Origin of the sequence: Pseudomonas sp. DCB_BI, from assembly GCF_026240995.1 — a bacterium.
In the GTDB taxonomy this organism is placed as follows: domain Bacteria; phylum Pseudomonadota; class Gammaproteobacteria; order Pseudomonadales; family Pseudomonadaceae; genus Aquipseudomonas.
In genome coordinates, this window is record NZ_JAPFCG010000033.1 from 24,484 (window position 1) to 46,491 (window position 22,008).

The window sequence follows — 22,008 nt, forward strand, 5'->3', positions numbered from 1 at the left end:
GATCAGGCCCCCTTAGGCTTGTGAGCGTTGGCGAGGTTTTTCTTGTGCTGCTGGTAGGCGCTCGGCTTGGCATCGCCGGTCTGCACCGGGGTGGCGCCGTCCTTGGCGAGCTGAGCAAGCTGGGCGAGGAGTACCGCGGCATCGCCGGTCGGCTTCTTGTCGCCCTTGTCGCCTTCCTCTTCCTCATCCTTCTCGGACTCAGCGTCGAAAGCGGCTTCGATGTAAGCGGCCGACTTGTCACCCCAGGCGACTTTCGGGCGGGCCACGACCAGCGCAGCGCGCTTGATCTCGGTCACATCCAGGCTGTCGCAGGTGAAGCCGTCGCCGGCAACCTTGCGGGCCAGCTCCTGGGTTGCGCTGATGGCCTTCACGCGCGCGGCAATGGCCTCGTCGCCTGAGGCCTTGCGGGCCTCCTCCAGCTTCTCGGCGGCTGAATCAGCTGCGGCCTGGGCCTTGTCGGCGGTTTCCTGTGCCTGCCCAGCCTTGGCTTCGGCATCGGTGGCCCGCTTCAGCAGTCGGTCGAACGAGTCGGCGACTACCTGGGCGTTCGCAGGATCAGCAACATCAACGTTGCGCCCGCTATCGGTGGTGATAAAAACAGGCATCGTGTTGCCTCCTGGGGTGTGGTCGAAAACTCGAGCGTTGGCACCTGCCCGCGCTCTATCTACGATGGCGACGTGGTTGATCCGGATGTCGCGCTGGATGTAGTCGTATGGCTGGCCGTCAGTGGTGACGCCCGGCGAGTGCTCGTAAATTGCGGTGTAGCCGGCAGAGATCTCGCACTTACCGGCGTTGATGTCGCTGATGGTCTTCTGGTCTTTGACGATCAGGTCGCAGACCACGAAGTCGCCGTCGGGCCGGCCAGCGCCGCGAACCACGCCAACCGCGACGCCCTTGTAGGTCAGGGCGGTGACCAGTTCCTTGGGGTGGTCGTTGGTGATGTCGCTGGCGTCGTAGGTGTCGAGTGACGCCTGGGCGAACACCTCTTCCGGCGGCCGGTAGACGCGAACGATGCGGTTCGGGTCGCCGTCTAGGCCCAGCTCGCGGGCCAGGTATTCCTGAATCCCGGTCCTGGCCACCCGGCCTGGCACCTTGAGGAAGCCCTCGTCGGTGTATTCCCTTTGGGTAATGCGGTACCCAGCCCGGTCAAAAACCGTGCACTTCATGTGGCGGCCTCGCCTTGGAGTGGGTTATCGGTACACGCCTGGATTGGTCTTCCCGGCGTCTTGGTTGGCCTTGACCTCGCGCGCGCTGACAGGGCGGGCGATGCATCTGCACTGGTAATCGGAACCGGGCTTGATCGGGACGCCCTTGTCGTTCAGCGGCAGGCTGTCCCACCGGTACACGCCCTTACCGTAGGCGGTGACCTTGTCGGCGATCTCGCGGTGGCTGTGCCGAACGCGGCGGTCTTCCGAGTCGATCCACTGGAAGTACTCGAAGCCGGCGTCCTGCTGCTGCTTCTCGGCCAGCTCTCCCTGGATCTTCCCGGTCTGGTCCCTGGCAATGACCCTGGCCCTCCGCTGCGTGATGCCGTACTGCTCGGTCAGCGCCTTCTCGATGTAGCCAGGCCGCATGCCGGCGCGCATGTTGGCCATCACCAGCGTTTGCACCTCTTCGAGGTACTTGGCCGGAATGGACTTAATGAGCTGGGCATTCTGCTGTGCAGAGGCGTGCAGGTAGTCCTGCATCTGCTTCGATCCGCTGAATACGTCGATGCCGACCGACTTCTTCATGTCCCGCTCGGACTTCTTCAGCGAGGCCTGAACGAATTCCCCGGCGATGCGCTGGGCGCCTGCGCTGACCCTCTCGTTCTGCCACTTGGCGAACAGGAAGCTCATGGCGTTGGTGATCAGGTCGGACCAGGCGTCAGTGGTGACCAACGAGTCCTGGGTGTACTCCGGGGCCAGCTGGCGAACCAGCGGCATGATCTCCTTGGAGATGTCGGCCTTTACCTGCTTCACCAGGCGCTGCAGCTTGGCGTTGTACTGGATGCCGATCATGTCCATGGTCAGGCATCCTTATCGTCTTCGCCTTCCACCGGCTCGTTGAACATATCCAGGTCTTCGTTCTCCTCCAGTGCGGCGATCTTGTCATCATCGAACTGGTAGAGCTCTTCGGCCTGCAGGCGCCGCTGAATCTGGCTGGTGGTAACGATGCCGCCGTCCTTGTAGAGGATGTCGGTCTCGGCCTTGGCCTTGTTCGCCTGGGCAATCTGGACGATGTCAGGCTGCTTGAACGGGTTCCAGACGTAGTTGAAGTCATCAATCCAGCGTCCAGTGGCCGATCGCACCAGCACTTCGTCCATCTGCCGCAGGCCTGGGTCGATCTGCGTCATCCGCCTCGAGGAGAGGTGGTTGTAATAATTGGTGTCGTCGCCTTCGCCGTTATTGCCCAGACCCTTGGCCGACTCGCCGAACAGGCGGGTCACTGGGATGCCGGCGGCGCCGCTGATCCAGGTCATGAGCAAGTCGAGCACCGGGGCAACCCCGGATAGCTCCAGGGTCTTGCGGTCGTACTTCTCATCGCCATCCAGCAGCGCCATGTTGATGCTGGACTTCATCATGCTGAACAGGGCGTAGCGCTTGGTAATCGCGTCGTCCTGGTCGCTGGCCATCTCATCAGAGAGGCCTTCGCGGGTGATGATGTCGACGTTCGCCTCTTGCAGCAGCTCGGCAATGCCGTCCTTGCTCGCGACGATGTCCATCACGTCGTCCAGACACTTGCGCAGCTCCGAGTCGCCCCAGCCTTGCGTCTGTGCACGCTGGCGGCGCGGCAGCTTGGCCCCGGCGAACCTGGCAAAGTGCGTCCAGTGGATCTGCTGGGCGCCTGCGGAGATGGTGTAGAACTCAGGCTGCAAGTAGTTGGCGGCCAGGATGTTGGTCTGATTCAGGTCCATCGCGGTCATGTCGAAGCGATCGACCACCAGCAGGCGGTACAGGTCGCCTTTCTTGATCCGGTCAGGCCGAAGCGGCTTGTCCAGTGGCTGGTTGGTCAGCATCAGGATGCCAGCGCCGCCGTACAGCCTGGCCCAGCTGGTGGCCTCGCTGACCATCGCCGGCAGCTGCAGGCGGTCTTCCTCGGCTCGAATAACGTCCGCGTCGTCGCACTTGAGGGTGCGCCACTCGCGGGTCATGTCCTCGGCAGGGTAATCGACGATCGCCCGGGCCAGCCATGAAGTCTGGTAGGCCGCGTCGAGCTGCTGGAAATCGTTGAGGAACGCGTACTGGAACTGGTTGTGCGAGCGCTTGGCCTTTGCTGTGCCAAGCCCTGACACCACGTTGACCAGACCATCCGAGGATGACCTGATCGTCGCCTCGTACTGCTTCGCGGCCTTCACGAGGGCTTTGCCCAGCTTCTTGTCGGCCGGCGCTAAGCCCTTTTTGCTCATGTAGTCACCAATAGGTCAGAGGAGTTCGCGTATCGAGCGCTTGCCTTTGATGTAAACCTCGGACAGGGCATCGATCATCACGTCTGTCTGGTCGTCGAACTTGTGGCTATCGTCTGCGGTGAAGGATGCAACCTCGCAGACGAATTCGTAGTTCTGGGGGTCGTCGTAGGGCAGGCACACCAGCTTGGCAGCGTGGAAGCCCTGCACGTCGAGCGCACGGGTCAGCTTGTCGCGCTCACGCGGTACTGGCGTCACCTTCAGGGGCAGGCGCTTTTCCATCTCTTGGATCAGACCTGTGCCGCTCGATTTGTCCTCGACGTAGACCTTGCGGAGAATTCCGTTCTGGCGTCCGTTTTTGGCCCAGCATCCGTTGACGAAGGCCTCGAACTCTCGCCTGAGGGTCTTGGCATCCATCCGGCCGCGCTTCAGGCCTAGGCGGTAGATGCGTCCCTCAGCGACACCCCACTCACCGAACACCGTCCAGTCGTTCCATGTATTGGTCTTCTGCGCGGTGTCAGCGGTGACGAAGCGATAGTCAAACTTCTCCGGCACCGGCAGGTCGGCGCCTGCGTCAACGTCGCCGTAGTACTGGAAGTCATCAGCCGAGAATATCCCGCCGTCGAGCGTGTCAGGGTCCTGCATGTACTGGCTGCTGAAGGTGTACGGGTGGGCCGTTCGGAGCGCGATCAGGTCGTGAACGCTCTCCTTGGCCGGCCAGTACGACCAGTAGCCGTCAACCTGCTCTGATCCGCACACGCACTTGATGCAGCGCTCGCGGATGCCATCGGGAAGGCTGTCGATGTATTCCTGGTTGACCAGGGCTGGGATCTTGATGTGCAGGTCAATCTTCAGACCCATGCCGCCGGAAAGCAGGAAGGCGGTCGAGTCGTCGATGTGCCCGCGCTGCTGGATGGCAACGAATGGTGTGCCGCTGTGTGCTTTCCGGCTGCGCAGGGTGTTCACCAGGCGGGTATGCGACTTGCGCCGCTTCGCCTCGCTGAACAGGTCGTCGATCTTGTCCCAGTCGTCCGCCTGGATGTGGCCGGTGTAGCCGTCACCCATGTAGCCGCCACGGACACCCGTGATCTGGCCGCCGCTTGAGCGACTGAACAGCTGGTGGATACGCTTCCCGTCCCGAGCCAGTGTCCAGTCGTCAACCTTGTCCTTCTCGATTTCGAGAGGGTAGAACTCGCGGAACTCGGCGGACTTGACCAGCGCGCGGCTGCGCAGGCTGTTCTCGTCCACCAGGTTCTTGGAATAGCTGGTGTTGAGGATGCGCACCCGGCGGTGCTTCACCATCGTGTAGACCGGCAGGTGGACAGACCAGAACTCGGTCTTGGTGCCACCCGGCGGGATGTTCACGATGATGTTCTGCGCCTCACCTGCAAGCATCTTGCGGGCGGCGTAGTCGAAGTAGTGGTGATGCCAGTTGGTGCGGAAGCTGTCGCCCTGGGTGATGTTGAACCACAAGGACGTGAAGGCAAGAGGGCTGTGCTCGCCAGCCGCTATCAAGGCGGAGCGCTCAGCGTGGCTCAGCGCGTCCCACTCGATAGGTTTGATAGCCATCAGTCCACCAGCTTGTCTACCAGCGCAGATACCAGCGCCTGATCCACCTGCTGGGGCGCCTTCGGCGTCATTGATCCATCCGACGAACTCAGGTCCACCTGCTGCTTGTTGGTGTATGCCCCACCGGACTCTTTTGCGGCCTGCTCCAGGAGCTGTGCGGCCAGGGCCATGTTCTTCATGCCCTCGGCTCGGGTAGCCATGCGATCTAGCATGCGTAGGCGGTAGGACCGGTTGGCGATCGGTATCTCTGCCGAGTCCTCTCGGAAGCGCTTGCGGGTGTCCTCGAACAGGGTCACCCAGCGGGCAGCAAGATTGCGTGAAGCCCTCTTGGTTGGGTCGTACGCCTCTACTGACTGGCGAGTGACCACCAGCCCGAATTCCTGTTTGACTGACTCAGCCACCTGTGACGGCGTATCGAAGCAGGCCAAGGCCTGAACGATGAACGCCTTCACCTCGTTGTTCAGGGTTGCCATGTTGGTTTGTTCCGTCAGGCGCCCGTCAAACTTCACGCCAGCTTAAGCAGGCATGTGCCACAGGCCCTCGAAATGTTGATCTTGGCCACCTCGGGCGGCCGGCTTGCAGCGTCGATCAGCTGCTGTACGTCGTGGCTCGGACCATACCGGCGAACCACTCCGACGAACTCTTCGACGTCATGGCCGCGCATCTCAAGCTTGGGCATGCCGTCTTCGCCGAATGCTGGGGCACCGTACTTATCGAGCTTATGCGCGATGTGGTACAGCTCGTGCTCGACCAGGGCGCAGAACTCGGCTTCGCTGCATTGGGCGCAGTAGTCGCCTGCCAGGGTGATGAGGAAGTCTGGCTCCTCGCCGAACCAGTCGCGGATCTGCTGCTCCTGCCGCGCCTTCTGCCATCCCCCGGCACGGATCATCAGCTGCTCGGCTTGACCAAGCACGCTGCGACCCTTCTTCGCGAAGCTGGACGACGCCCACATGACGCCGATGCTGGCGTCGATGAGGTGGGCATGCTCTTCGTTGTGAATGCTGCCGGTGTCGGCGAGGATCTGTTCCTGTATCCATTCCCACACTTCGGGCGCTGGGCGCAAGGTGAGCCATGGAGATTCGAGCAGGTCGGCCGGAGGCATTGGTCTGCTCATGATCATCTCCGCGCCACGAAATGGCGTACTTGCGTTTTGTGGCGCGCCCTACCCTTGCTGGAACACATGACCTCGTCTGCCGACCGCGTACAGAACGATGCCGAGCTTCATGATCACGCCATACAGGGTTGGAACGTGCCCACTCATGGCCAGGACGAACGAACCGAACGCGCCGATGGCCACCAGGTAGAACGCGGTGGCGAGCATTGGCTGGTCTACGGGCCGGATGCGACGCAGGTAGTCACATGCCGCTATCACCACCAGCACACTCAGGAATGCGTTTGTGCCAATCAGGACTTGAATCAGGGTCGAGCTCATCAGGTAGCTCCTTTGGCTCCGAACGACCCCACAAGCGACTTCAGCACCGGGATGATGTTCATTGCCAGAAGGCCTATCAGAAAGGCCACGCCGTATTGGGTTTCTCCGCTCGTACCGAGGTTGAAGTAGCTGATGGCGAGCGGGGTGCAGAAGATTGCAGATGCGAAGCCGGTGAAGAAGGCCGCTACAGCCTGGCCCCGGGTGAGACCTCGCAGGAAGGTCAGGGAAAGGATCGCCCCTGCGAAGCCACCAATAATCACGCCGTACTTCACCAGCAGGACGCCGGCAGTCGTGCTTGCTGGTTCGGCCATTGGTTGTCCTTGGGAATTCAGGGCCTCTTGAGGGCCTATTCGTGCAATAAAAAACCCGGCGCAATGGCCGGGTTCTGTGTGTCACTCCTCAACACGCGCAGGAATGACAGGATGCAAGAATTCTGTTGCACCGTTGCAGAGTTGTCAAGCGGCATCTGCCATCAAAACGCCTTCCTCCTGAAGTATCTTGGCAGACGCTGCCAGCGCCTCAGCCACCATCTCGTCGAGCACCTTCTCGATGCCCTTCTTCCAGCGCCAATACGTAGTCCGGTTCAGGCCCTGGCCATCCCATGTGTTGATGTCGTAGAACTCGGCTGGCAGCACGATCATGTCGGTGGAGCGCTTCACGTACTGCTCGCGGCGCGCCTGGCCGGCATCCTCTGGCATCTCGCCGCCGTCCAGGTGCTTGACCACGCCAGCATGCAGCGAGTCGAACTCAGCACGCTCACGGGCCGCCCGGCTGGCCACCTCATGCCCCGACTGGGCCTGCACGCCCTTCACTGGCGGGATAGCCCAGGCGGTTACCGCCTTGTACCGGAACAGGTTCGGCGCCTGGGTGGCGATTAGCGGCACCAGCTTCCCGATGGCCTCGACCTTCTTGGCCTTGTGGGTGGAGAACCTGGCCGTCAATGCATTCCAGTGCCGCGGGATCAGCTTGCTGTGCAGGCGGGCGTGCACCCAGCAGTCCACCAGCATCGCCGCATCCTTCCCGGTGATCTCCCCCTTCAGCTTCGAAGCCTGAACCTTCGGCTCGAAGTCGCCACCACCAACGCCGCTCATGGTCTCTGCCGCTAGGGCGCACACTACCGCGGCCAACACGCTTTGATATTTCACTGTCCCTGCTCCTTCTTGCGGCGATACGAGATAACCATGCCACGCACTACGCAGTAGCCGGCGATGATGAAAATGCCCAGAGCCAGCAGCTGGGCGCTGTCGATTGGTGTCCAGTTCATGCTGCTGCCCTCCGTAGGTCTTTAAGCTTCTGCCTGTACAGGGCCTTGATGGCCTGCAGGTCTTCGATGGTCAGGCGCTGGGGCTTATGAGGCCCTTCGAGCCATTCAACCTGGTCGGCGCCGATGCGCTTCACCAGACGGATTCGGTACTCGACCGCGTTGCCCGACAGGTTCCGGTTGCACTTAACGCACTGCCGGTGGACGTTGAGCGGCTCGAAGCGCAGTTCCGGGCAGGCGCCCACCGACCGGTAATGCCCGGCGTCCCAGCGGCTGCCGGTAATGAGGTCGTGGTCGCTCGGGCTTGAGTCGCAACTGATGCACGGCAGGCCGGCGTCGCGCTCGCGGATGTAGGCATTGAACGCGGTCTGTGCCTCGGCCATGTGCTCGCGGCGGGTCTTCAGCTTCTCCCGGCGCTCCTGGAGGTCCTGGCGGGCCTGCTTGGTGATGGCCTTGGCCGCGACCTTCTGCAGCTTCGGATCTTTGGCCATGGCCTTGGCACAGGCGATGCTGCACACCTTCTGCGTGGTCATGGTCGGCTTGAAGAGCTTGCCGCAACCTGGTGCCTTGCACTTCTTCGGCTTGATCTCCTTGGCAAGCATCAGAAATCATCCCCTGCACTGAACCCAACCAGAAAGATGGCAACCGCCAGCATGAACACCACGCCGCCGTGTACCTGGGCGGTGACGGAGTACGCGGACAGGGCCGTTATGAGCGTGCCGCCGCAGACGACTTTCAGGATCTTGGAGATGCCCATCAATACTGCCCTCCCCACCGATCCGGCTCGGTCCAGCGAACGCCGTGCTCGGCGCCGAAGGCATGCATCACTTCAAACAGGTCGCTGAACCACTTCTGCGACTGCTTGCGGGTCGATACGCCTAGAACGACGAAGCCGCCGTCGATGCCCGGTACCGCATCCTGCTTCTGCACCGCCGCACTGAAGATGTGCTTCCAATCCTCGTCGGTGAGCTTGCGGCCGTACCACTCCACCTGCTGGGATACGTCGCGGAGCATTGCCCACATCTTGCGATTGCAGACGTCGGGCCGCTTCTCGTCCTTGATTACCACCACCTTGGGCTTGGTGAGGTCGATGGCGTGCAAGGCGCCGTACAGGCGGTTGAGGTCCTGGCTGCTGCGAATGGCGAACTCAGTCACGGCCAAACTCCTTCAGCAGGTTGCGCGCGGCCATGACGGCCCACTTGTCGCCAGAGGTTCTGCTGACTTCTGCCAGGAAGCTGCGCATCTTTTCGTTCTCGGCTAGAAGACTCAGGACGACCTGCGGTGAGGCCTCGGCAACGAACGCAGCGTCCGTGTCGGTAGCCCAGTCGGACTCGAACAGAATGGAGATGCCCACGCCAGAGGATGTTGGAAGATCAACGAAGACAATCGGGTTTTCGTCGTCACCATCACCAGGCCCGTAGCGCCAATCACCTATAGTCGCGCCCTCGGCGAGGGCCCTAAGCTTCGTGTGGTTGATGGTCATGGCCAGACCCTCTGCATGATTTTGAGATTGGCGTACGCAGCCCCTAAAAAAACCAGCCCCCAGGCATGCGCATGGGAAAAGAACAGCCCAGCGGCGGCGCAAGACACCAACAGACCAATAACGCCTACAGCGCGCTTCATGGCGCCACCTTCAGACCCTGGGCCTCGATGGCCCGAACAGCACCCGGACGGGTGAGCCAGCGCTCATGCTCAGGTTTGCCGGTGACAGATCCGTATTTCAGCTGGTTCAGAGTCAGGCCTTCCGGCAGCTCCACCACCACGGCTTCGCGGGAGGCCTTCCAGCCCCACCATGCAGCCTGTTCGAATGGGTCGACGTAATCGCCGTTGTTCTTGTTCCGGCGCAGGGATGGCTTCGCGAAACCATCATCGGCCGCCTGCTTTACCAGCGCCGCCTCGAACTGCTCGCGCATCTTGTTGGTGTCCATCAGTGCTTCTCCCCGGCCAGAAAGTCCGATACCGATTTCCCGGTCGCGATGTGTTCAAGGTTTCCCTGGACGTTGGTGCAGAACTCGCCTTTCGGCAGGTACAGGCGATCGAACTCGCCATGCCATTCGTGGATGCTTGGATCGCATGCGGAGCACAGCATCCAAGGCTGGCTTGGCAGACCGCGCCACTGCCCTTCCATGCGGAGCCAGAAATTGCTGGTGGCAGTGTTCTCTCGGCATCCACAGGCGTAACACTGGAACAGGCTCATACGCCCTCCCCGGCCGGCTGCCCGGCGCGCTTGATGTTCAACTTGGCCAGCAGGTGTGCACGGCACGCGGCGGCGCTCGATGGGATCTGCTGTAGGTGCAGCAGGCGGGCCTGGCGTTGGCTTGCGTACTCGTCGGCCAACTCAATCAGGCTCTTCTGGCTGTCGTGGCCGATGCCGGTGGCGATCTTGCCGTCCAGTGGCTGGCCTTCCTTAGCTCGGCGCAGCACGATGTCGTAGGCCCGGTCGAAGCGCGCCTGCAGGCCTTTGTCGTTCTGCTGTGCGGCGCGCAGGTCGAACAGGCCGGTGGCCACCGCGGCGATCTTCACGCCCTCGTGGCTGTAGACGCCCAGTAGGGCCTCGACCCACGCAGCGGCCGGCGCCGGCATGCCGAAGTCTTCAGGAGTCGGCTGGCACATGGCGATGAACTCGCCCACACTCGGTGCGAAAGGCTTCTTGAGCTTGCGGCACTTCTCGATGCCGAACTCAATCTGCTCGATGGTGCGGATGCCCTCGGCGGCGAACTCCTTGATCCACTCCTCCTTGGCAGCCGCCAGAGCCTCAGTGGATGGCCAGGCTTGGCGCCAGGCTGGGAAGATCCCACGCAGGCGGCGGAACAGGCCATTGACCACCTCAGCAGTCTCAAGCGAGACCACCACCGGCCCGCCGTGCATCTCTGGCGGCAGGTTCTGCATCGTCGCCATCAGTTGGTTTGCTGATTTCATGTGCGCACCATCAGCCCTTCGGCCCAGGATGAGTCATTGAAGTCGGGTTCGTTGCTCTGGCGGCGGGCCGCGGATTGGTTCCCATTTGCTGGCTTGGGTAGCTCGTCTTCCCAGCGCTTGCCGTTCAGCCAGGTGGATGCGTGCGGGATAAACTGGCCGCCGTCCTTGGTCCAGTCGGTCGATACGGTCCAGGCAGCCAGGGCTTTGGCCATCAGGTCGAACAGGTCAGCAGTGACCTTGAGCTTCGCCCAGGCTTTCTTGGCGTCGGCCTTGCTCACCTTGCGCGGGTACAGCGACCAGAACCGTTCGAAGTCGACCAGCTCGCCTTCGCGAGAGTCAGTCCTTACTCCCTTCAGTCCTTGCTTACCTTCAATACTTACTAGTGTCGGATTTGCCGGATACGGCTGAGCCGGAAGCGGTTCAACCGGATACGGCAAAGCCGGAAGCGGTGTTTCCGAGACGACGTAGTGGGTTTCGCCCAGCAAACCGGACTCGCCACGGTCCTGGCGACGCTCGACGTAGCCGGCGGCGATCAGCTCTTGCAGCAGTCCGTACACGCCGTCACGCCCGGTGGGTTTCGAGGACTTGGCAGTCTCGTTGCGCAGGTGGGTGACGGACACAGCCCAGTGGTCAGGCTTGCCCAGCAGGAAGACCAGAAGGCCACGGGCAGCCCAGCTCAGGCGCCCGTCCTCGCTGATCGACTTGTTGAGCATGTAGAAATTGGCCTCGGGGCGAGGTGCGCGGATGATGCTCATGGCTCCTCCTGCTCGATCATGGCGCGCAGATCGCGGTCGAGGTCGGTGACCTTTGCCCAGTCGTGCCCGATATTCATGTACACCGCGACAGTGTCGTTACTGGTCTCGTCGCACTTCTTGCGCAGCCAGGTGTAGAGCACATGAGTGCTGGCCAGGACATCGATCTTCTTTTTCTGGTCGGCTGAATAAGCCTTCCAGTTGTCGCGCTCTCGCTCCAGGGCCAGGAACCGAAACCACAAGGCGGTGTGATCGGCTCGATACTTTTGGATGTACGTAAGCATGGCCTGTGCCGATGCGTAGAACTCGCGGCGCGACTCTTCGTCGGCCATTGCCAGTTCATACGGCAGACCGATATTCACTTCGTCCATGTCGGTCATGCTGCACCCCGCACGGCCTTGTCGTGGGTGTGCAGGCCGTCCCAGTTCTTCTTCATGGGCAGCTCGCCGGCCAGGTACATCTCGTACAGGCGCGCGGCGCCCTTTCGCAGCAGGATCGGCGTGTAGCTGATGAACGACTCCTTCCCGTGCGGGGCGATCGTCTGCTGATGCTCGGTCATGTACTTGTCGCGGGCGTAGGCGGCGACGCGGTAGCGGGTACCGGACTTGCTCTCGTTGTAGAGCCAGTTGCGGCCTTCAAGGAAGTGACCAACCTGCATCACGTTGACCCCATTGAGGCCCTTGCAGAACTGGACGTGGCTCATGCCTTCCTTGAACAGGTTCTCCAGGTGGTCGATCTTCTTGGCCTGGGCCTCGACCTGGACGGTGAGCAGGACGCGGGCCTTCTCCGACTCCAGGGCCATCTGGAGGATTTCCAGCTTGCTGAGGTCGGCGGGCTGGGCCGGGACGGATTTAGCCAGGCGCCAGAACTCCTTCACCAAGCGCTTCTTAAACTCACGGACGATTGCCGTGTTACGCATGTAGGTCAGCAGGAGGGTCGCCTGCTGCTCGTTCATCAGCGCGATCTCGCGGGATTGCATGCCGCCAGCAGTCTCGAAGGGTTCGATTTGGAATCGCACCCCTCCGAATTCGCTGAAGTCGGCCTGGTACTTGCGAACCAAGGCAATCACGCTGGCGTGCTCATTACCGGTTTCGTGAGCGATGGTCCCGGTGGTGGTCACCGCCTCACCGTCGACGATGGCGACGATTTGATTGCGCGCCACGAAATCGAACTTCGCGTTTTGTGGCGCGAGATTCGATAGGGCTTGTATACTGGATTCCTGCAGATGCATAATTCACCTCAAGAGTTTTATGTGAAGCAGAGAGCCGGGCCGCAATCCCGGCTTTTTTGTGCTTGTAAGAAGCCCGAAAGAGGGCCTCTGTGTTTCCACAATCAGGGAACATCGAGGCCCTTTTTGTGCCCTACCAGCCCCAACACGGGGGCCTTGTGTCGCATTTGTCTCAATTGCTCCTGCACCGCGAGTGAGCGACTCATTTCCAAGTACTCATCCGTCGATCTATCCAGGCTCCAGCCAAGGTCGGCAGCCAGCTGTCGAACCTCAGCCTTCACCTCGATTGGCAGCAATTCGAAGGTGGTTTCAGGCATAGGCCCTCCATAGGGGCTTCAGGCCGTTTTATCCTGCTCACCAGCGCCGTTCATTTCTCGGAGCAGATCAGCAGCGCCCAGGCGGCGGCCGAGGTTGGCCAGTTCGTGCACGTAGGTGGCCAGCTGCATGCCAGCCATACGGGCTTCCATACGCAGCTTTCGAACCTCTTCAGGCTTCCAGCGCGACTTGATCACTTCGCTGCGTTTGTTGGCGGGGTCCAGGTGCATTCAGGGATTTCCTTGTGATTGAAAAGTGTTTAAGCGGCAGATTTCTTGAGGCTTTGCTTGCCGTTCTTGGCCAGCTCAGCGTGCATTTGGTCGATAGCGGTACCAGCTACATAGCTGGGGTTGCTGATCTGGCCGTTGCGAATTCGGAAAACCGTCGATACGTCGCACTTGGCGCGCTCTGCAATGGCCTTGTAGGTCATGCCTGAGCCAAGCAACTCGTCCAGTTTTTTGGGAAGATCGGTAGCGCTCATGGCTGCCTCCTTTGTAGATATGCACATAATCATGCACTGGTGCATATCTGTCAACGCTCAGCTGTATTGCCCTATGCACTGCCGGGAGGCAGCATTGCACCTATGCATAAATCGATAGACAAAATTCTCGCTCAACTCATGGCCGCAAACGGCATATCTCAGGTTGAGCTGTCGAGCCGCACTAGCGTCGGCCAGTCGACCATTTCCAGGATCCTCAAGCCCCAAGGCCCAAAAGGCATCAAGGAGCCGACCGACAAGCAGGTCAGACCTTTGGCCGAGTTCTTTGGGGTCACCACCGATCAGTTACGCGGGTATGAGCCGCTGGGCGAAGGTGAGCCAGAGGCGGAGCGACGTGAAACTCTATCTACCGCAGATATCGTAAAGCAGATGCTGGCGAAGCATGGCAAAGGCCTGTCTTCGGACGCCCGACAGAAGATCGCCGACGCTATCGAGGAAAAATCTTCTGAGCAGCAGGCTTCGTCCAACGTAGTCACCGTGGACTTTTCGAGGCCCGGCCAGGTCGGCGACGAGGTCTGGATCGCTCACTATGACGTCCGGGCAGCAATGGGTGGCGGCCAGATCCCTCACGACTATCCAGAAATGCTGCAAGACATTAGGGTCAGCCCCCGCCACCTTCGCGAAATGGGTGTAACGTTCAAAGAGCACTACCACCTGAAGATGATCACCGGATGGGGCCAGTCTATGGCACCCACGATCAAGGACCGCGATCCACTCCTGGTCGATATCACCATTCGTGAGTTTACGGGCGACGGGATCTACCTCTTCTCCCACGACGAGATGCTTTACGTGAAGCGCTTGCAGAAGAAAGGTAAGGACCGCTTCAAGATGATCTCCGACAACAAGCACCATGATCCCGAGGATATTCGCGTGGATGACACGCATATCCTGGCACGCGTGCTTTACGTCTGGAACGGTCAGCCCGTCTAAGCCAGGGCAGGACGCTCTAACCATTCAATCGAGGCCCGCCAAGCGCGGGCCTTTTCATTCCCTATGGAAAAATTTATGCACTAGTGCATTGACACCCCATTTGCACTGGTGCATATTTTGTCCATCGAGGCGCTACACAGCCCCTCGGGAGGCCCTCACAGGCCGCCGCTCTTTCACATTGATGGGAACCTCGCGGATCGATCCCGGCAACGGTACAGCGCGAGCAATAAATTCGATCCCCATGCCAGCTCTGGAACTGGCCAGCTCGAAGCCATGCGGCGCGCTCCCTCACTGAAAGCGTCAAGCGGGCCAAGGGTTGCGCTGCAAACGCTCCCTGCCGGGATGCCCTCAGAACGGGCGTCGGTGCCTGGCACAGCGCGAGCAGCGAGCAAGACCACGTATTCACTGAAGCACCTGGGCGACCGGGTGCTTTGGGAATCCACTGGAGGAACACGAAATGGGCTTGGACGTTTCTGCATTCAGCAAACTGGTAGAGGCGCCTGACGCCGAGCGTGATGAACACGGCGACCTGGTCGACTACGACAACTACCGCGACTTCTACTTCAACAAGGACTTCCCAGGCCGCGCCGAGGGCCTGAAAGAGGGCATGACCTACAAGCTTGGCGAGGAAGGCTCAGGCTTGAGCACTGGCTACGGTCGCTACAGCGCATGGCGCGATGAACTGGCGAAGCTTGCCGGCTACACCCCGGATGCCAGCCCAAGCGACGAATACGAAAAACGCTTCCCCTACTTCGGAGGTGCGAACAAGGCAGGTGAAGGCCCGTTCTACGAGCAGATCCTGTTCTCGGACTGCGACGGCACCATCGGCCCTGTAGTCAGCGCGAAGCTGGCCAAGGACTACGCCGACTTCGCGGAGAAGGCCGAGGCCGTTGGCGGCTACTTCTGGGAAAAGTACCAAGAGTGGAAAGTTGCCTTCGAGGTTGCGGCTGACGGGGGCGCGGTCGTTTTCCACTGATTTCACTGGCTGGCCTTGGCGACAGGGCCAGACAGGAAATCAACCGCCCTGGAGGGCAGCATGTACTGCACCGATGATGAGATGAAGATCACAAAGACCGGGCGCGTCACCATCACGAAAGACGGCATCAGCGTCGAAGGATTCAGCGTTAAGGGCGCGATGTGCCGAGACGTTGCAGTTATGGCCGCAGCCTGGGCGATTGGCGAGCTGCAACGCGAGATGCTGAAGACCATCGCCAAGCCAGGCGGCGGGAAGATCGGCGTCGACTGATTCCCTGACAGCCGGAAAAACGGCCCGATGCCCTGCTCCCCATCGCAGGCTGCATCGGAGTGTGATCTGAATGCGCAGGCTGATGCGCTGTTTACTGGGCACAAGCGGCCACAGGCAGAAATGCCGTGATTAGAGCAGCTGGATGGCTCCGCTTCCAAGCCAGCACGCCGGAGATCAGCGCCGGCCAGATCACACCCCGATGCAGTTTTCATCGATTTAAAGCGCATCACCGTGAGCCTTATGCAACTTAAGGCTCATCGCAGTAAACATTAATCGACGTACACGCAGGCGAATCCGGGGCCTACCCGGCCAGACCAGATGCATGTGAGGTAGCGCTCACCGCCTGCACCCCTTCCCTTCACTTCGACTCAAGGAGACGCAAATGCTGACGCATGAGCGCCTGCGCGAGCTATTGGCTTACGACCCTGAAAGCGGGGTCTTTACCTGGCTCCAATCGAAAGGCACCCGAGTTGCTGGAAAGCCTGCCGGTTATATCTGCGGCGAGAAAGGCATCTACATCATGGTCGACAAGAAGGGCTACCGAGCCCATCGCCTCGCATGGTTCTACATGACTGGGGTATGGCCTGCAGACCAGGTTGATCACATCGACAGAAACCCAAACAACAATGTTTGGGCGAATCTGCGCGAGGCCACTGGATCCGAGAACAGCCACAACACCAAGCGTGCGCATACCAATACCAGCGGCGTAAAGGGCGTGTCGTGGGTATCAAGTCTGGGAAAGTGGCGCGCACAGGTGAAACTTCGCGGCGTCATCCATTGCGCTGGCGACTTTGACGACCTTCAGAAAGCTACAGAGGCTGTTCGATCTCTGCGATCCAGGCTGCATGGCGAGTTCACTTGCCACGGGTAGCCACCTATTCCCCTAAATCAAAAGTGACCGCATTGGCAGGCGCCAGGCCACCTTTCACGGTGGGTTTGGTCACCCGCGCCTGGCTCCTGACCAATGCGGCCGCACAACCACCAGGAGGACGCCATGGGCGCACTTCGAGCAGCACAGTTTGAGTACGACAACCGGATGCCTCCGGCGGTGAGTGAAAGCTCGCCCGAGGAACGCTGGATCGACGACGGCATCGCTGAGCTGATGGCGCGCCGCGACTTCGTGTTTGAGCGCCGTCTTCGGCCGCAGCAGGGCGTCACCTTCGAACGCTTCGCCCAGGCTGTGGATGAGTTCGTGATGGGCCAGCTGGGGCTGTCCGGAATCAGCAACTCGGTCCTCGGTCGACTGGTACTTGCCGCTCGCTGCAAGTCCAGCACCGATGCTGCGGCGGCGGCCGACGAAATCATGAGCGTCGCCAGCCCTGAGGCCATGCTGCAGGAAATCGCTCGCACGCTGCTCAAGCCCTTCGCCAAAGAGGGAGTGCTGGCCCAGGCCGAGGACGCGCAATGAGAAGCCCGCACGTCCTGATCGACGAAGAGCTCGACGCCCTGGCACACCCCGGCACCGACCTGAGCTGGCAAGTGATGGTGCAGAAGCTCCTCACCGAAATGCTGGCCGACCAGCGCATCACCATCGAAGAGTTCAACCACTACTGCGGGCGCCTCAACAAGATCGTTGATGGGCGCAAGGAGGTCGCGTGATCAAGATCGACTGGCGCATGGCGCCTGAATGGGCAGACGGCCACGGCCTGATTTCCTGGCAAGGATTCACCGAAGTCTGGATCAACGCCGATCAGTATGCGGTGGTTGGTCGTGAAGGTGGCCCTTACCCATGGGGCGGCGGCACTGGCGACACCAGGCACAACCATACGCGCGGCCAGGTCGAGTACATCACCCCTCGACCTGATCGATGGGATGGCGAAGGCCTTCCGCCAGTTGGCACCCTGGTAGAAGCTTCATTTGCCTGTGAGGACTTCGAGGCTTGGCATAACGGGGTTTGCGTTGCTGTTGGCGAGGACCCAGAAGGAAGAGAAGACTTCTGCGTGGTCCAGTGCGGCAAGAAGATTGCCATGTACAGAGACGAAGCCAAGCGCATTCGCCCTCGCCGAACCCCAGAACAGATAGCAGCCGATGAGCGCTTGCACAAGATCAGGAACGCCCACACCCGCATTGCAAGAACGCTTGACCAGTTCAAGCAGGACATCCCGGGACAATCAGCGGCCAGGGCTGTTATCGAGGCAATGATCGACGCTGGCTACTGCAAGCAGGAGGCGTCATGACCACGCCAATCGTTCAAACACTAATCGACGAGCAGATCGCCGAACTGCCCGAGGCCCAGGCCATGCCGGCTGACCGGGTGCTGATGCTGTTCAAGGGTCCGACCCTGTTCGACGCCAAGAAGGCCGCTGCCGAGGCCTTCATCGAGAACCCAGAGGCTGTCACCCGCAGCTGGTGGATGTGTGGCGAGTGGACGCTGGGCTACGAGGTGCGCTTATGACCAAGCCAAAATACGCACCAGGGGAGCTAGTTCGCATCAGAAGGCCTCGCATAAGCGTTCGCGATCAACCAGACAGGATGTCGCCTGAAGGCTTATGGCTCGATACATGGACGGTTGATCACGGGGAGTTCTTGGAAGACAACTACAGCCTTGCTGGTCGTCTATGGCACGCGGTTAAGGGTCGATGCGATGAGCGCGGTACCCAGCAAAGAAACAATCCTCGCTATCAAGGTTGCACGCTTGGCTTTGAATGCTTTCAAGAATTTGCAGCTTGGTGTAATTCGCAGTACGGGTATGGTTTTCGCGATCAAAACGACATGAAGTGGGAGATAGACAAGGACATCCTTGTTCCTGGCAATAGAGTATACGGGCCGGATTTCTGCTGCTTTGTGCCTCGCAGAATAAATAGCCTCTTCACATTTTCATCAAAGATGCGTGGCGATCTGCCTCTGGGGGTGAGCCCATTCAAAGGTGATCCCAAGGTTCTACGAGCCAGGATTCGCATCGGAAATGGTAAAAGCAAGCACCTTGGCATATTCAGGTCCGCTATCGATGCGCACAGAGCTTGGCAGGAGGAGAAGTCTCGGATCATTCGAGAAGAGGCCTTATTGCTTCCCGATGAAATGCAGCATGTCGCGCAGGGTCTTATTCGTCACGCCGCCATGATCGAAGAGGATATCCGCAATGGATTGGAAACCATTCGTTAGTTGGTCATCACTTCGCGGCTCCTTCATCGCCCTCACCTTCTGCACCGGCTGGCTCCTTCTGAGCGCACTGGCTGGCTCTATCACCCAATAACCAACACGTCAGCGCCCACCGCATGGATGGCGCGGGAGTTTCGCATGTCCTGGATTGTCCTGATCGACCTGCGCGAGAACAACGGCCACTTCATCAACCTCGTTGATGAGAACGAAAACATCGCCAAATTCCCAACTCGTGAAGAAGCCATCGCCGCCGCGCGCCGCAACGAGTTGAGCGACTTCTATCCCGCCTACGCAATCAGCGTGGACGAGGAAGAGATCGAGTACATCTGAATCACACGCACCCGAGCCCGGCGGGCCCTTAGGGGATAACCGGACCTACCCGGAGCGTAAGCGGCGAGAGCGCGCAACCATCCACCGCAGCCAGGGCCTGGAGCGTACCTCCGTGCCTGGGTGACCCGGCATTTCCCCTTTCAACTGACGGCGCCGGCCTGGCGCGAGGTTTTCCAATGTCCACTACCAACATGCGCATCTGGGAGAAGGTCCAGACGACCAACACCCAATTCACCAAAGAAGCCAAGGTCGGCGGCCAGCAGATCACAAGCCTGAACGGCACCGCGATGATCATGAAGGCCACTGAGGTCTTCGGGCCGGCCGGCATCGGCTTTGGCTGGAATGTGGTTGAGGAGCGCTTCGACAAGGGCGCCGAGATGTTCAGCGGCGAAGGCGACAAGCGCGTCAGCCTGGGCTTCGAGCTCAACCACACGATCAAGATCACCTTCTGGTTCATGCTCGATGGCCAGCGTGGCGAGATCGAGCAGTACGGTTGCACCCAGTACCTCTACAAGTCGAAGTACGGAACCACCACTGATGGCGAGGCACCGAAGAAATCGCTGACCGACGCCATCAAGAAAGCTCTCTCCATGCTTGGCTTCAGCGCCGATGTGTTCCTGGGCATGTTCGACGATGTGAACTACGTGCAGCAGCTGCAGGCCGAGCAGGCCATCGAGCAGGCCGAAGACCGCCAGGCGGAGATCGAGCGCCAACAGCAGGAGCGCCTGGACTTCATCAAGGACACGATCGAGACCATGCAGAATGCGGTGACGCCGCATGAGCGCAAGAAAATCCATGATCACGCAGTACGCAAGCTCATCGGCCGCAAGGACGAAAAAGGCGCCGCGCGAATCTCCCTTGAACTGAAAAACCTCGAAGCCGACAAGCCGCAGGAGGCTGCAGCATGACCCAGCTCTACGCACTCACCGGCCAGATGGCCGAACTGGCCGCCATGTGCGACACCGACGACGAAGGCCTCAAGCAGGCCATTCAGGACACCATGGCAGGCATCCAGGGCGAGTTCGAGGTGAAGGCCGACAACATCGTCATGCTGCGGCGGAACATTGAGGGCGACATCAGCGCGATCGACGCGGAAATCGACCGCCTCAACGAACTCAAGCGCATCAAGGCCAACAGCGTGACGGCGATCACCGACTACCTGCGGCGCAATATGGATGCAGCCAACATCAAGTCGATCAAGCGCCCGCTTTTCACCATCAGTCTGGTCGCCGGCAAGGAGCGGGTCATCGTCGACAACGAGCAGGCGGTGCCGGACGACCTGACATCAGTGCAGACCAAGATCGCGCCGGATAAGAACGCCATCGCCGCAAAGCTCAAGGCCGATCGCGAGCACAACGAAGCCGTCCACAAGCGCATGGCCGCCGGCGAAGACTGCGAACACGAACTGATTCCTGAGCCAGCCTGGGCGCATTTGGAGCGCGGCGAGAGCTCAATCCGCATCAAGTGAGGTCAGCATGAACCCATCAATCGACCTGGAGGCCGCAAAAGCGGCCTTCCTTGCCTCTGGAGGCAGCATCATCGTGCTTGACGGGTACCAGTATGTGCCACACAGGCCGCACCGTGACATTGAACAGGTTCGCGCTGCACAGCCCAAGCCACTGAACCAGAAGGCACAGAAGCGCCAAAAGCAGCTTGCCGAACTGCGAGAGCTGGCCAAGACCATGACCTACGCCCAGGCCATGGCTGAAACCGGGTTGGCACAGACAACGCTCTACCGGGCAGCGCAGGACGGAGGGTTTGCCTTCAAGCCTGACCCGCGCCGATTCCATGGCGAAAAGCAAAGGGCCTATGCAGACCCTGCCGAGGACAAAGCGCTCGCAGCCAAGATCGCCGAGCTTCGCGACGCCGGCCTCAATCGCGCCCAGGCCAAGGCCAAGCTCAACATTTCCGACCGCAAGTTCTGCCGGGTCATCCATCTGTTCGGCGTCGATTACCCGAAGGTTGAGGGCAAGCGATGCGACGGTCCAGTTTGAAGCACCAGGTCCGCCAGCGTCGGCGGCAAGAACAGTTCCACCTGCCGCCAAGCGGCCTCACGGAGCACAGACATGCAGAAAGCACCCTCTGGAGTGGTAACCCTGCCGGCCTGGATGAATCGGCCGGTCAAGAAGCTGTACAACACCCGCAGCGGCGGCCAGTACCGGCCTGATGATGTGGCCCTGGCCTTCGCGCTGAGCCTACGGGAGCACGACAGCGCCGATCACCTGCGCAGGCTGGCCCGGCGCCTGGTCGACAAGGTTTGTTTGGAGCATCAGCCAAACATGAAGCGCCTGGCCCGCGAGCCGGACGACGCCAAGGTGTTCGACGCAGCGCTCAAGATCATCAACCGGGTTTGCGACCTGCTCGACATCGGGCCGGGCGCCGCCTTCGTGCGTAATGGAGGCGATGATGGCTCTGACGCAGCAGCAGCGTGACGAGAAGCGCAGGGCCAAGGCCGAGCGCCTGCAGGAAGAAGACCTGCGCTTGAAGGTTCGACCAGGGACTAGACAGGCACTAGCCGAGATAAAGGCCTGGGCCAGCGTCGAGGAAAACGGCGAAGCCATGACCCTGCTCATCCACCGCATCCATGAATTAGGGCCTGAAGCGGCCCGCCACTTCCTCAGTGCTCCGCGCCACGAAATCGTTGTGTCGGATTTTGTGGCGCGAAGACTCGACCAGTTCCGCATCGGCCGAGAGCTACGCGCGCCTGACTTGATGCTCGGCGACGACCCGGACGACACCGGGCTGCTGTTGCTCGCCAACGCCTGACCCGCGCTGCCAGCCAGCGCCTTCCCCTATTCAACGGTAACGATCACGCCACACCGGCGAGGACCGCCCATGTCTGCATTTCAGAAAAAGAACCCTCTCGACTTCAAAACCCAGTACGGCCTCGGCTTCGACCCTCAGGACGATGAGATAGTGGTGGACTTCTTCTGCGGTGGCGGCGGCGCCGGTACCGGGCTGGAGATGGGCCTGGGCCGACCAGTCACCGTGGCCAAGAACCACAGCCCGGCAGCCATCAGCATGCACACCGCCAACCACCCAG

At 60.6% G+C, this 22,008-nt stretch carries 38 protein-coding genes and 1 pseudogene; 16 read left to right on the forward strand and 23 right to left on the reverse strand.

The genetic code is table 11. The features are described from left to right. Positions 1 to 2: 2 nt before the first annotated feature. The 23 genes from OO258_RS26240 to OO258_RS26350 all read right to left on the reverse strand — a co-directional run bounded on the left by OO258_RS26240 (position 3) and on the right by OO258_RS26350 (position 13,342). Positions 3 to 1,166, reverse strand: a complete 1,164-nt coding sequence (locus OO258_RS26240) for a DUF2213 domain-containing protein (RefSeq protein WP_266034555.1) — start codon at positions 1,164 to 1,166, stop codon at positions 3 to 5. Positions 1,167 to 1,190: 24 nt separating this feature from the next. After that, entirely contained in the window at positions 1,191 to 2,006 is an 816-nt protein-coding gene (locus OO258_RS26245; protein WP_266034558.1) for a phage minor head protein, read from the reverse strand. Positions 2,007 to 2,008: 2 nt separating this feature from the next. Beyond that, positions 2,009 to 3,388: a DUF1073 domain-containing protein gene (locus OO258_RS26250; RefSeq protein WP_266034560.1), complete on the reverse strand. Its 1,380-nt coding sequence runs from the start codon at positions 3,386 to 3,388 to the stop codon at positions 2,009 to 2,011. 15 nt (positions 3,389 to 3,403) lie between these two features. After that, on the reverse strand, positions 3,404 to 4,954 hold the full coding sequence (gene terL / locus OO258_RS26255) for a phage terminase large subunit (RefSeq protein ID WP_266034563.1): 1,551 nt from the start codon (positions 4,952 to 4,954) through the stop codon (positions 3,404 to 3,406). Continuing rightward, complete coding sequence (locus OO258_RS26260; protein WP_266034566.1) at positions 4,954 to 5,427, reverse strand: DUF2280 domain-containing protein; 474 nt, start codon at positions 5,425 to 5,427, stop codon at positions 4,954 to 4,956. The genes terL and OO258_RS26260 overlap by 1 nt, the downstream gene beginning before the upstream one ends. A gap of 32 nt (positions 5,428 to 5,459) precedes the next feature. Next, positions 5,460 to 6,068, reverse strand: a complete 609-nt coding sequence (locus tag OO258_RS26265) for a putative metallopeptidase (protein WP_266034569.1) — start codon at positions 6,066 to 6,068, stop codon at positions 5,460 to 5,462. A gap of 48 nt (positions 6,069 to 6,116) precedes the next feature. After that, a complete protein-coding gene (locus OO258_RS26270) occupies positions 6,117 to 6,386 on the reverse strand; it encodes a hypothetical protein (RefSeq protein WP_266034572.1) in 270 nt (89 codons plus the stop codon). Further along, positions 6,386 to 6,697 carry a hypothetical protein gene (locus OO258_RS26275; RefSeq protein WP_012053006.1) on the reverse strand — a complete coding sequence of 104 codons (312 nt, stop codon included), beginning with the start codon at positions 6,695 to 6,697 and terminating at the stop codon, positions 6,386 to 6,388. The genes OO258_RS26270 and OO258_RS26275 overlap by 1 nt, the downstream gene beginning before the upstream one ends. Before the next feature lie 144 nt (positions 6,698 to 6,841). Next, positions 6,842 to 7,531, reverse strand: coding sequence for a hypothetical protein (locus OO258_RS26280; protein WP_266034575.1), 690 nt, complete (start codon positions 7,529 to 7,531; stop codon positions 6,842 to 6,844). Continuing rightward, complete coding sequence (locus OO258_RS26285) at positions 7,528 to 7,650, reverse strand: hypothetical protein (protein ID WP_266034343.1); 123 nt, start codon at positions 7,648 to 7,650, stop codon at positions 7,528 to 7,530. The genes OO258_RS26280 and OO258_RS26285 overlap by 4 nt, the downstream gene beginning before the upstream one ends. Next, positions 7,647 to 8,249 (reverse strand): recombination protein NinG, encoded by a 603-nt coding sequence (locus OO258_RS26290; protein WP_266034578.1) that lies wholly within the window; start codon positions 8,247 to 8,249, stop codon positions 7,647 to 7,649. Before OO258_RS26290 ends, OO258_RS26285 begins: the two co-directional genes overlap by 4 nt. After that, a complete protein-coding gene (locus OO258_RS26295) occupies positions 8,249 to 8,404 on the reverse strand; it encodes a hypothetical protein (protein ID WP_266034581.1) in 156 nt (51 codons plus the stop codon). Before OO258_RS26295 ends, OO258_RS26290 begins: the two co-directional genes overlap by 1 nt. Then, positions 8,404 to 8,802: a recombination protein NinB gene (locus tag OO258_RS26300; protein ID WP_060537476.1), complete on the reverse strand. Its 399-nt coding sequence runs from the start codon at positions 8,800 to 8,802 to the stop codon at positions 8,404 to 8,406. The genes OO258_RS26295 and OO258_RS26300 overlap by 1 nt, the downstream gene beginning before the upstream one ends. After that, the gene (locus OO258_RS26305; RefSeq protein ID WP_266034587.1) at positions 8,795 to 9,130 is read right to left on the reverse strand and encodes an ead/Ea22-like family protein; all 336 of its coding nucleotides are present in this window, start codon (positions 9,128 to 9,130) and stop codon (positions 8,795 to 8,797) included. The genes OO258_RS26300 and OO258_RS26305 overlap by 8 nt, the downstream gene beginning before the upstream one ends. 136 nt (positions 9,131 to 9,266) lie before the next feature. Then, positions 9,267 to 9,575 (reverse strand): hypothetical protein, encoded by a 309-nt coding sequence (locus OO258_RS26310; protein ID WP_266034592.1) that lies wholly within the window; start codon positions 9,573 to 9,575, stop codon positions 9,267 to 9,269. Beyond that, a complete protein-coding gene (locus tag OO258_RS26315) occupies positions 9,575 to 9,844 on the reverse strand; it encodes a hypothetical protein (RefSeq protein ID WP_266034595.1) in 270 nt (89 codons plus the stop codon). Before OO258_RS26315 ends, OO258_RS26310 begins: the two co-directional genes overlap by 1 nt. Beyond that, complete coding sequence (locus OO258_RS26320; protein WP_266034598.1) at positions 9,841 to 10,566, reverse strand: replication protein P; 726 nt, start codon at positions 10,564 to 10,566, stop codon at positions 9,841 to 9,843. The genes OO258_RS26315 and OO258_RS26320 overlap by 4 nt, the downstream gene beginning before the upstream one ends. Continuing rightward, positions 10,563 to 11,321 (reverse strand): hypothetical protein, encoded by a 759-nt coding sequence (locus OO258_RS26325; protein ID WP_266034599.1) that lies wholly within the window; start codon positions 11,319 to 11,321, stop codon positions 10,563 to 10,565. Before OO258_RS26325 ends, OO258_RS26320 begins: the two co-directional genes overlap by 4 nt. Beyond that, complete coding sequence (locus tag OO258_RS26330; protein ID WP_266034600.1) at positions 11,318 to 11,698, reverse strand: hypothetical protein; 381 nt, start codon at positions 11,696 to 11,698, stop codon at positions 11,318 to 11,320. Before OO258_RS26330 ends, OO258_RS26325 begins: the two co-directional genes overlap by 4 nt. After that, the gene (locus OO258_RS26335) at positions 11,695 to 12,549 is read right to left on the reverse strand and encodes a Rha family transcriptional regulator (RefSeq protein ID WP_266034602.1); all 855 of its coding nucleotides are present in this window, start codon (positions 12,547 to 12,549) and stop codon (positions 11,695 to 11,697) included. The genes OO258_RS26330 and OO258_RS26335 overlap by 4 nt, the downstream gene beginning before the upstream one ends. Positions 12,550 to 12,650: 101 nt before the next feature. Continuing rightward, on the reverse strand, positions 12,651 to 12,863 hold the full coding sequence (locus OO258_RS26340) for a hypothetical protein (RefSeq protein WP_014859733.1): 213 nt from the start codon (positions 12,861 to 12,863) through the stop codon (positions 12,651 to 12,653). 18 nt (positions 12,864 to 12,881) lie between these two features. Next, complete coding sequence (locus OO258_RS26345) at positions 12,882 to 13,091, reverse strand: hypothetical protein (protein ID WP_014859732.1); 210 nt, start codon at positions 13,089 to 13,091, stop codon at positions 12,882 to 12,884. Between the two features lie 29 nt (positions 13,092 to 13,120). Continuing rightward, positions 13,121 to 13,342 carry a hypothetical protein gene (locus OO258_RS26350; protein ID WP_059395662.1) on the reverse strand — a complete coding sequence of 74 codons (222 nt, stop codon included), beginning with the start codon at positions 13,340 to 13,342 and terminating at the stop codon, positions 13,121 to 13,123. A gap of 102 nt (positions 13,343 to 13,444) precedes the next feature. Between OO258_RS26350 and OO258_RS26355 the strand changes: the two genes are divergently transcribed. The 16 genes and pseudogenes from OO258_RS26355 to OO258_RS26430 form a co-directional block, all read left to right on the forward strand. Continuing rightward, positions 13,445 to 14,290 (forward strand): LexA family transcriptional regulator, encoded by an 846-nt coding sequence (locus OO258_RS26355; RefSeq protein ID WP_266034610.1) that lies wholly within the window; start codon positions 13,445 to 13,447, stop codon positions 14,288 to 14,290. A 457-nt stretch (positions 14,291 to 14,747) separates the two neighbouring features. Beyond that, a complete protein-coding gene (locus tag OO258_RS26360) occupies positions 14,748 to 15,266 on the forward strand; it encodes a hypothetical protein (protein ID WP_266034613.1) in 519 nt (172 codons plus the stop codon). A 60-nt stretch (positions 15,267 to 15,326) separates the two neighbouring features. After that, a complete protein-coding gene (locus OO258_RS26365; RefSeq protein ID WP_266034616.1) occupies positions 15,327 to 15,536 on the forward strand; it encodes a hypothetical protein in 210 nt (69 codons plus the stop codon). 382 nt (positions 15,537 to 15,918) lie between these two features. Further along, positions 15,919 to 16,407: an HNH endonuclease gene (locus OO258_RS26370; RefSeq protein WP_059395566.1), complete on the forward strand. Its 489-nt coding sequence runs from the start codon at positions 15,919 to 15,921 to the stop codon at positions 16,405 to 16,407. 123 nt (positions 16,408 to 16,530) lie between these two features. Continuing rightward, positions 16,531 to 16,944, forward strand: coding sequence for a hypothetical protein (locus OO258_RS26375; protein ID WP_266034620.1), 414 nt, complete (start codon positions 16,531 to 16,533; stop codon positions 16,942 to 16,944). Next, positions 16,941 to 17,135, forward strand: coding sequence for a hypothetical protein (locus tag OO258_RS26380; protein ID WP_266034623.1), 195 nt, complete (start codon positions 16,941 to 16,943; stop codon positions 17,133 to 17,135). Before OO258_RS26375 ends, OO258_RS26380 begins: the two co-directional genes overlap by 4 nt. Further along, entirely contained in the window at positions 17,132 to 17,713 is a 582-nt protein-coding gene (locus OO258_RS26385; RefSeq protein ID WP_266034626.1) for a hypothetical protein, read from the forward strand. Before OO258_RS26380 ends, OO258_RS26385 begins: the two co-directional genes overlap by 4 nt. Continuing rightward, positions 17,710 to 17,931 carry a hypothetical protein gene (locus OO258_RS26390; RefSeq protein ID WP_266034629.1) on the forward strand — a complete coding sequence of 74 codons (222 nt, stop codon included), beginning with the start codon at positions 17,710 to 17,712 and terminating at the stop codon, positions 17,929 to 17,931. Before OO258_RS26385 ends, OO258_RS26390 begins: the two co-directional genes overlap by 4 nt. After that, positions 17,928 to 18,638, forward strand: a complete 711-nt coding sequence (locus OO258_RS26395; protein WP_266034632.1) for a hypothetical protein — start codon at positions 17,928 to 17,930, stop codon at positions 18,636 to 18,638. Before OO258_RS26390 ends, OO258_RS26395 begins: the two co-directional genes overlap by 4 nt. Before the next feature lie 135 nt (positions 18,639 to 18,773). After that, positions 18,774 to 18,965 (forward strand): hypothetical protein, encoded by a 192-nt coding sequence (locus tag OO258_RS26400; RefSeq protein ID WP_266034635.1) that lies wholly within the window; start codon positions 18,774 to 18,776, stop codon positions 18,963 to 18,965. A 176-nt stretch (positions 18,966 to 19,141) separates the two neighbouring features. Further along, the gene (locus OO258_RS26405; protein WP_266034637.1) at positions 19,142 to 19,873 is read left to right on the forward strand and encodes a hypothetical protein; all 732 of its coding nucleotides are present in this window, start codon (positions 19,142 to 19,144) and stop codon (positions 19,871 to 19,873) included. Further along, entirely contained in the window at positions 19,870 to 20,433 is a 564-nt protein-coding gene (locus OO258_RS26410; protein WP_266034640.1) for a siphovirus Gp157 family protein, read from the forward strand. The genes OO258_RS26405 and OO258_RS26410 overlap by 4 nt, the downstream gene beginning before the upstream one ends. A gap of 7 nt (positions 20,434 to 20,440) precedes the next feature. Next, a complete protein-coding gene (locus OO258_RS26415) occupies positions 20,441 to 20,959 on the forward strand; it encodes a hypothetical protein (RefSeq protein WP_266034642.1) in 519 nt (172 codons plus the stop codon). A 72-nt stretch (positions 20,960 to 21,031) separates the two neighbouring features. Continuing rightward, positions 21,032 to 21,397, forward strand: coding sequence for a hypothetical protein (locus tag OO258_RS26420; protein ID WP_266034643.1), 366 nt, complete (start codon positions 21,032 to 21,034; stop codon positions 21,395 to 21,397). Then, on the forward strand, positions 21,372 to 21,731 hold the full coding sequence (locus OO258_RS26425; RefSeq protein WP_266034644.1) for a hypothetical protein: 360 nt from the start codon (positions 21,372 to 21,374) through the stop codon (positions 21,729 to 21,731). Before OO258_RS26420 ends, OO258_RS26425 begins: the two co-directional genes overlap by 26 nt. A gap of 69 nt (positions 21,732 to 21,800) precedes the next feature. Next, positions 21,801 to 22,008: pseudogene (locus tag OO258_RS26430) on the forward strand (DNA methyltransferase); the annotation flags it as partial.

Coding starts and splice junctions, on each gene's coding strand:
- OO258_RS26245 (WP_266034558.1), bottom strand. CDS start 2,006: ATGGACATGATCGGCATCCAGTACAACGCCAAGCTGCAGCGCCTGGTG.
- OO258_RS26345 (WP_014859732.1), bottom strand. CDS start 13,091: ATGCACCTGGACCCCGCCAACAAACGCAGCGAAGTGATCAAGTCGCGC.
- OO258_RS26240 (WP_266034555.1), bottom strand. CDS start 1,166: ATGAAGTGCACGGTTTTTGACCGGGCTGGGTACCGCATTACCCAAAGG.
- OO258_RS26270 (WP_266034572.1), bottom strand. CDS start 6,386: ATGAGCTCGACCCTGATTCAAGTCCTGATTGGCACAAACGCATTCCTG.
- OO258_RS26370 (WP_059395566.1), top strand. CDS start 15,919: ATGCTGACGCATGAGCGCCTGCGCGAGCTATTGGCTTACGACCCTGAA.
- OO258_RS26340 (WP_014859733.1), bottom strand. CDS start 12,863: ATGCCTGAAACCACCTTCGAATTGCTGCCAATCGAGGTGAAGGCTGAG.
- OO258_RS26310 (WP_266034592.1), bottom strand. CDS start 9,575: ATGGACACCAACAAGATGCGCGAGCAGTTCGAGGCGGCGCTGGTAAAG.
- OO258_RS26400 (WP_266034635.1), top strand. CDS start 18,774: ATGTCCTGGATTGTCCTGATCGACCTGCGCGAGAACAACGGCCACTTC.
- OO258_RS26330 (WP_266034600.1), bottom strand. CDS start 11,698: ATGACCGACATGGACGAAGTGAATATCGGTCTGCCGTATGAACTGGCA.
- OO258_RS26295 (WP_266034581.1), bottom strand. CDS start 8,404: ATGGGCATCTCCAAGATCCTGAAAGTCGTCTGCGGCGGCACGCTCATA.
- OO258_RS26285 (WP_266034343.1), bottom strand. CDS start 7,650: ATGAACTGGACACCAATCGACAGCGCCCAGCTGCTGGCTCTGGGCATT.
- OO258_RS26415 (WP_266034642.1), top strand. CDS start 20,441: ATGAACCCATCAATCGACCTGGAGGCCGCAAAAGCGGCCTTCCTTGCC.
- terL (WP_266034563.1), bottom strand. CDS start 4,954: ATGGCTATCAAACCTATCGAGTGGGACGCGCTGAGCCACGCTGAGCGC.
- OO258_RS26275 (WP_012053006.1), bottom strand. CDS start 6,697: ATGGCCGAACCAGCAAGCACGACTGCCGGCGTCCTGCTGGTGAAGTAC.
- OO258_RS26335 (WP_266034602.1), bottom strand. CDS start 12,549: ATGCATCTGCAGGAATCCAGTATACAAGCCCTATCGAATCTCGCGCCA.
- OO258_RS26320 (WP_266034598.1), bottom strand. CDS start 10,566: ATGAAATCAGCAAACCAACTGATGGCGACGATGCAGAACCTGCCGCCA.
- OO258_RS26360 (WP_266034613.1), top strand. CDS start 14,748: ATGGGCTTGGACGTTTCTGCATTCAGCAAACTGGTAGAGGCGCCTGAC.
- OO258_RS26380 (WP_266034623.1), top strand. CDS start 16,941: ATGAGAAGCCCGCACGTCCTGATCGACGAAGAGCTCGACGCCCTGGCA.
- OO258_RS26305 (WP_266034587.1), bottom strand. CDS start 9,130: ATGACCATCAACCACACGAAGCTTAGGGCCCTCGCCGAGGGCGCGACT.
- OO258_RS26355 (WP_266034610.1), top strand. CDS start 13,445: ATGCATAAATCGATAGACAAAATTCTCGCTCAACTCATGGCCGCAAAC.
- OO258_RS26350 (WP_059395662.1), bottom strand. CDS start 13,342: ATGAGCGCTACCGATCTTCCCAAAAAACTGGACGAGTTGCTTGGCTCA.
- OO258_RS26395 (WP_266034632.1), top strand. CDS start 17,928: ATGACCAAGCCAAAATACGCACCAGGGGAGCTAGTTCGCATCAGAAGG.
- OO258_RS26420 (WP_266034643.1), top strand. CDS start 21,032: ATGCAGAAAGCACCCTCTGGAGTGGTAACCCTGCCGGCCTGGATGAAT.
- OO258_RS26325 (WP_266034599.1), bottom strand. CDS start 11,321: ATGAGCATCATCCGCGCACCTCGCCCCGAGGCCAATTTCTACATGCTC.
- OO258_RS26425 (WP_266034644.1), top strand. CDS start 21,372: ATGGCTCTGACGCAGCAGCAGCGTGACGAGAAGCGCAGGGCCAAGGCC.
- OO258_RS26390 (WP_266034629.1), top strand. CDS start 17,710: ATGACCACGCCAATCGTTCAAACACTAATCGACGAGCAGATCGCCGAA.
- OO258_RS26265 (WP_266034569.1), bottom strand. CDS start 6,068: ATGAGCAGACCAATGCCTCCGGCCGACCTGCTCGAATCTCCATGGCTC.
- OO258_RS26250 (WP_266034560.1), bottom strand. CDS start 3,388: ATGAGCAAAAAGGGCTTAGCGCCGGCCGACAAGAAGCTGGGCAAAGCC.
- OO258_RS26375 (WP_266034620.1), top strand. CDS start 16,531: ATGGGCGCACTTCGAGCAGCACAGTTTGAGTACGACAACCGGATGCCT.
- OO258_RS26410 (WP_266034640.1), top strand. CDS start 19,870: ATGACCCAGCTCTACGCACTCACCGGCCAGATGGCCGAACTGGCCGCC.
- OO258_RS26315 (WP_266034595.1), bottom strand. CDS start 9,844: ATGAGCCTGTTCCAGTGTTACGCCTGTGGATGCCGAGAGAACACTGCC.
- OO258_RS26290 (WP_266034578.1), bottom strand. CDS start 8,249: ATGCTTGCCAAGGAGATCAAGCCGAAGAAGTGCAAGGCACCAGGTTGC.
- OO258_RS26405 (WP_266034637.1), top strand. CDS start 19,142: ATGTCCACTACCAACATGCGCATCTGGGAGAAGGTCCAGACGACCAAC.
- OO258_RS26260 (WP_266034566.1), bottom strand. CDS start 5,427: ATGGCAACCCTGAACAACGAGGTGAAGGCGTTCATCGTTCAGGCCTTG.
- OO258_RS26365 (WP_266034616.1), top strand. CDS start 15,327: ATGTACTGCACCGATGATGAGATGAAGATCACAAAGACCGGGCGCGTC.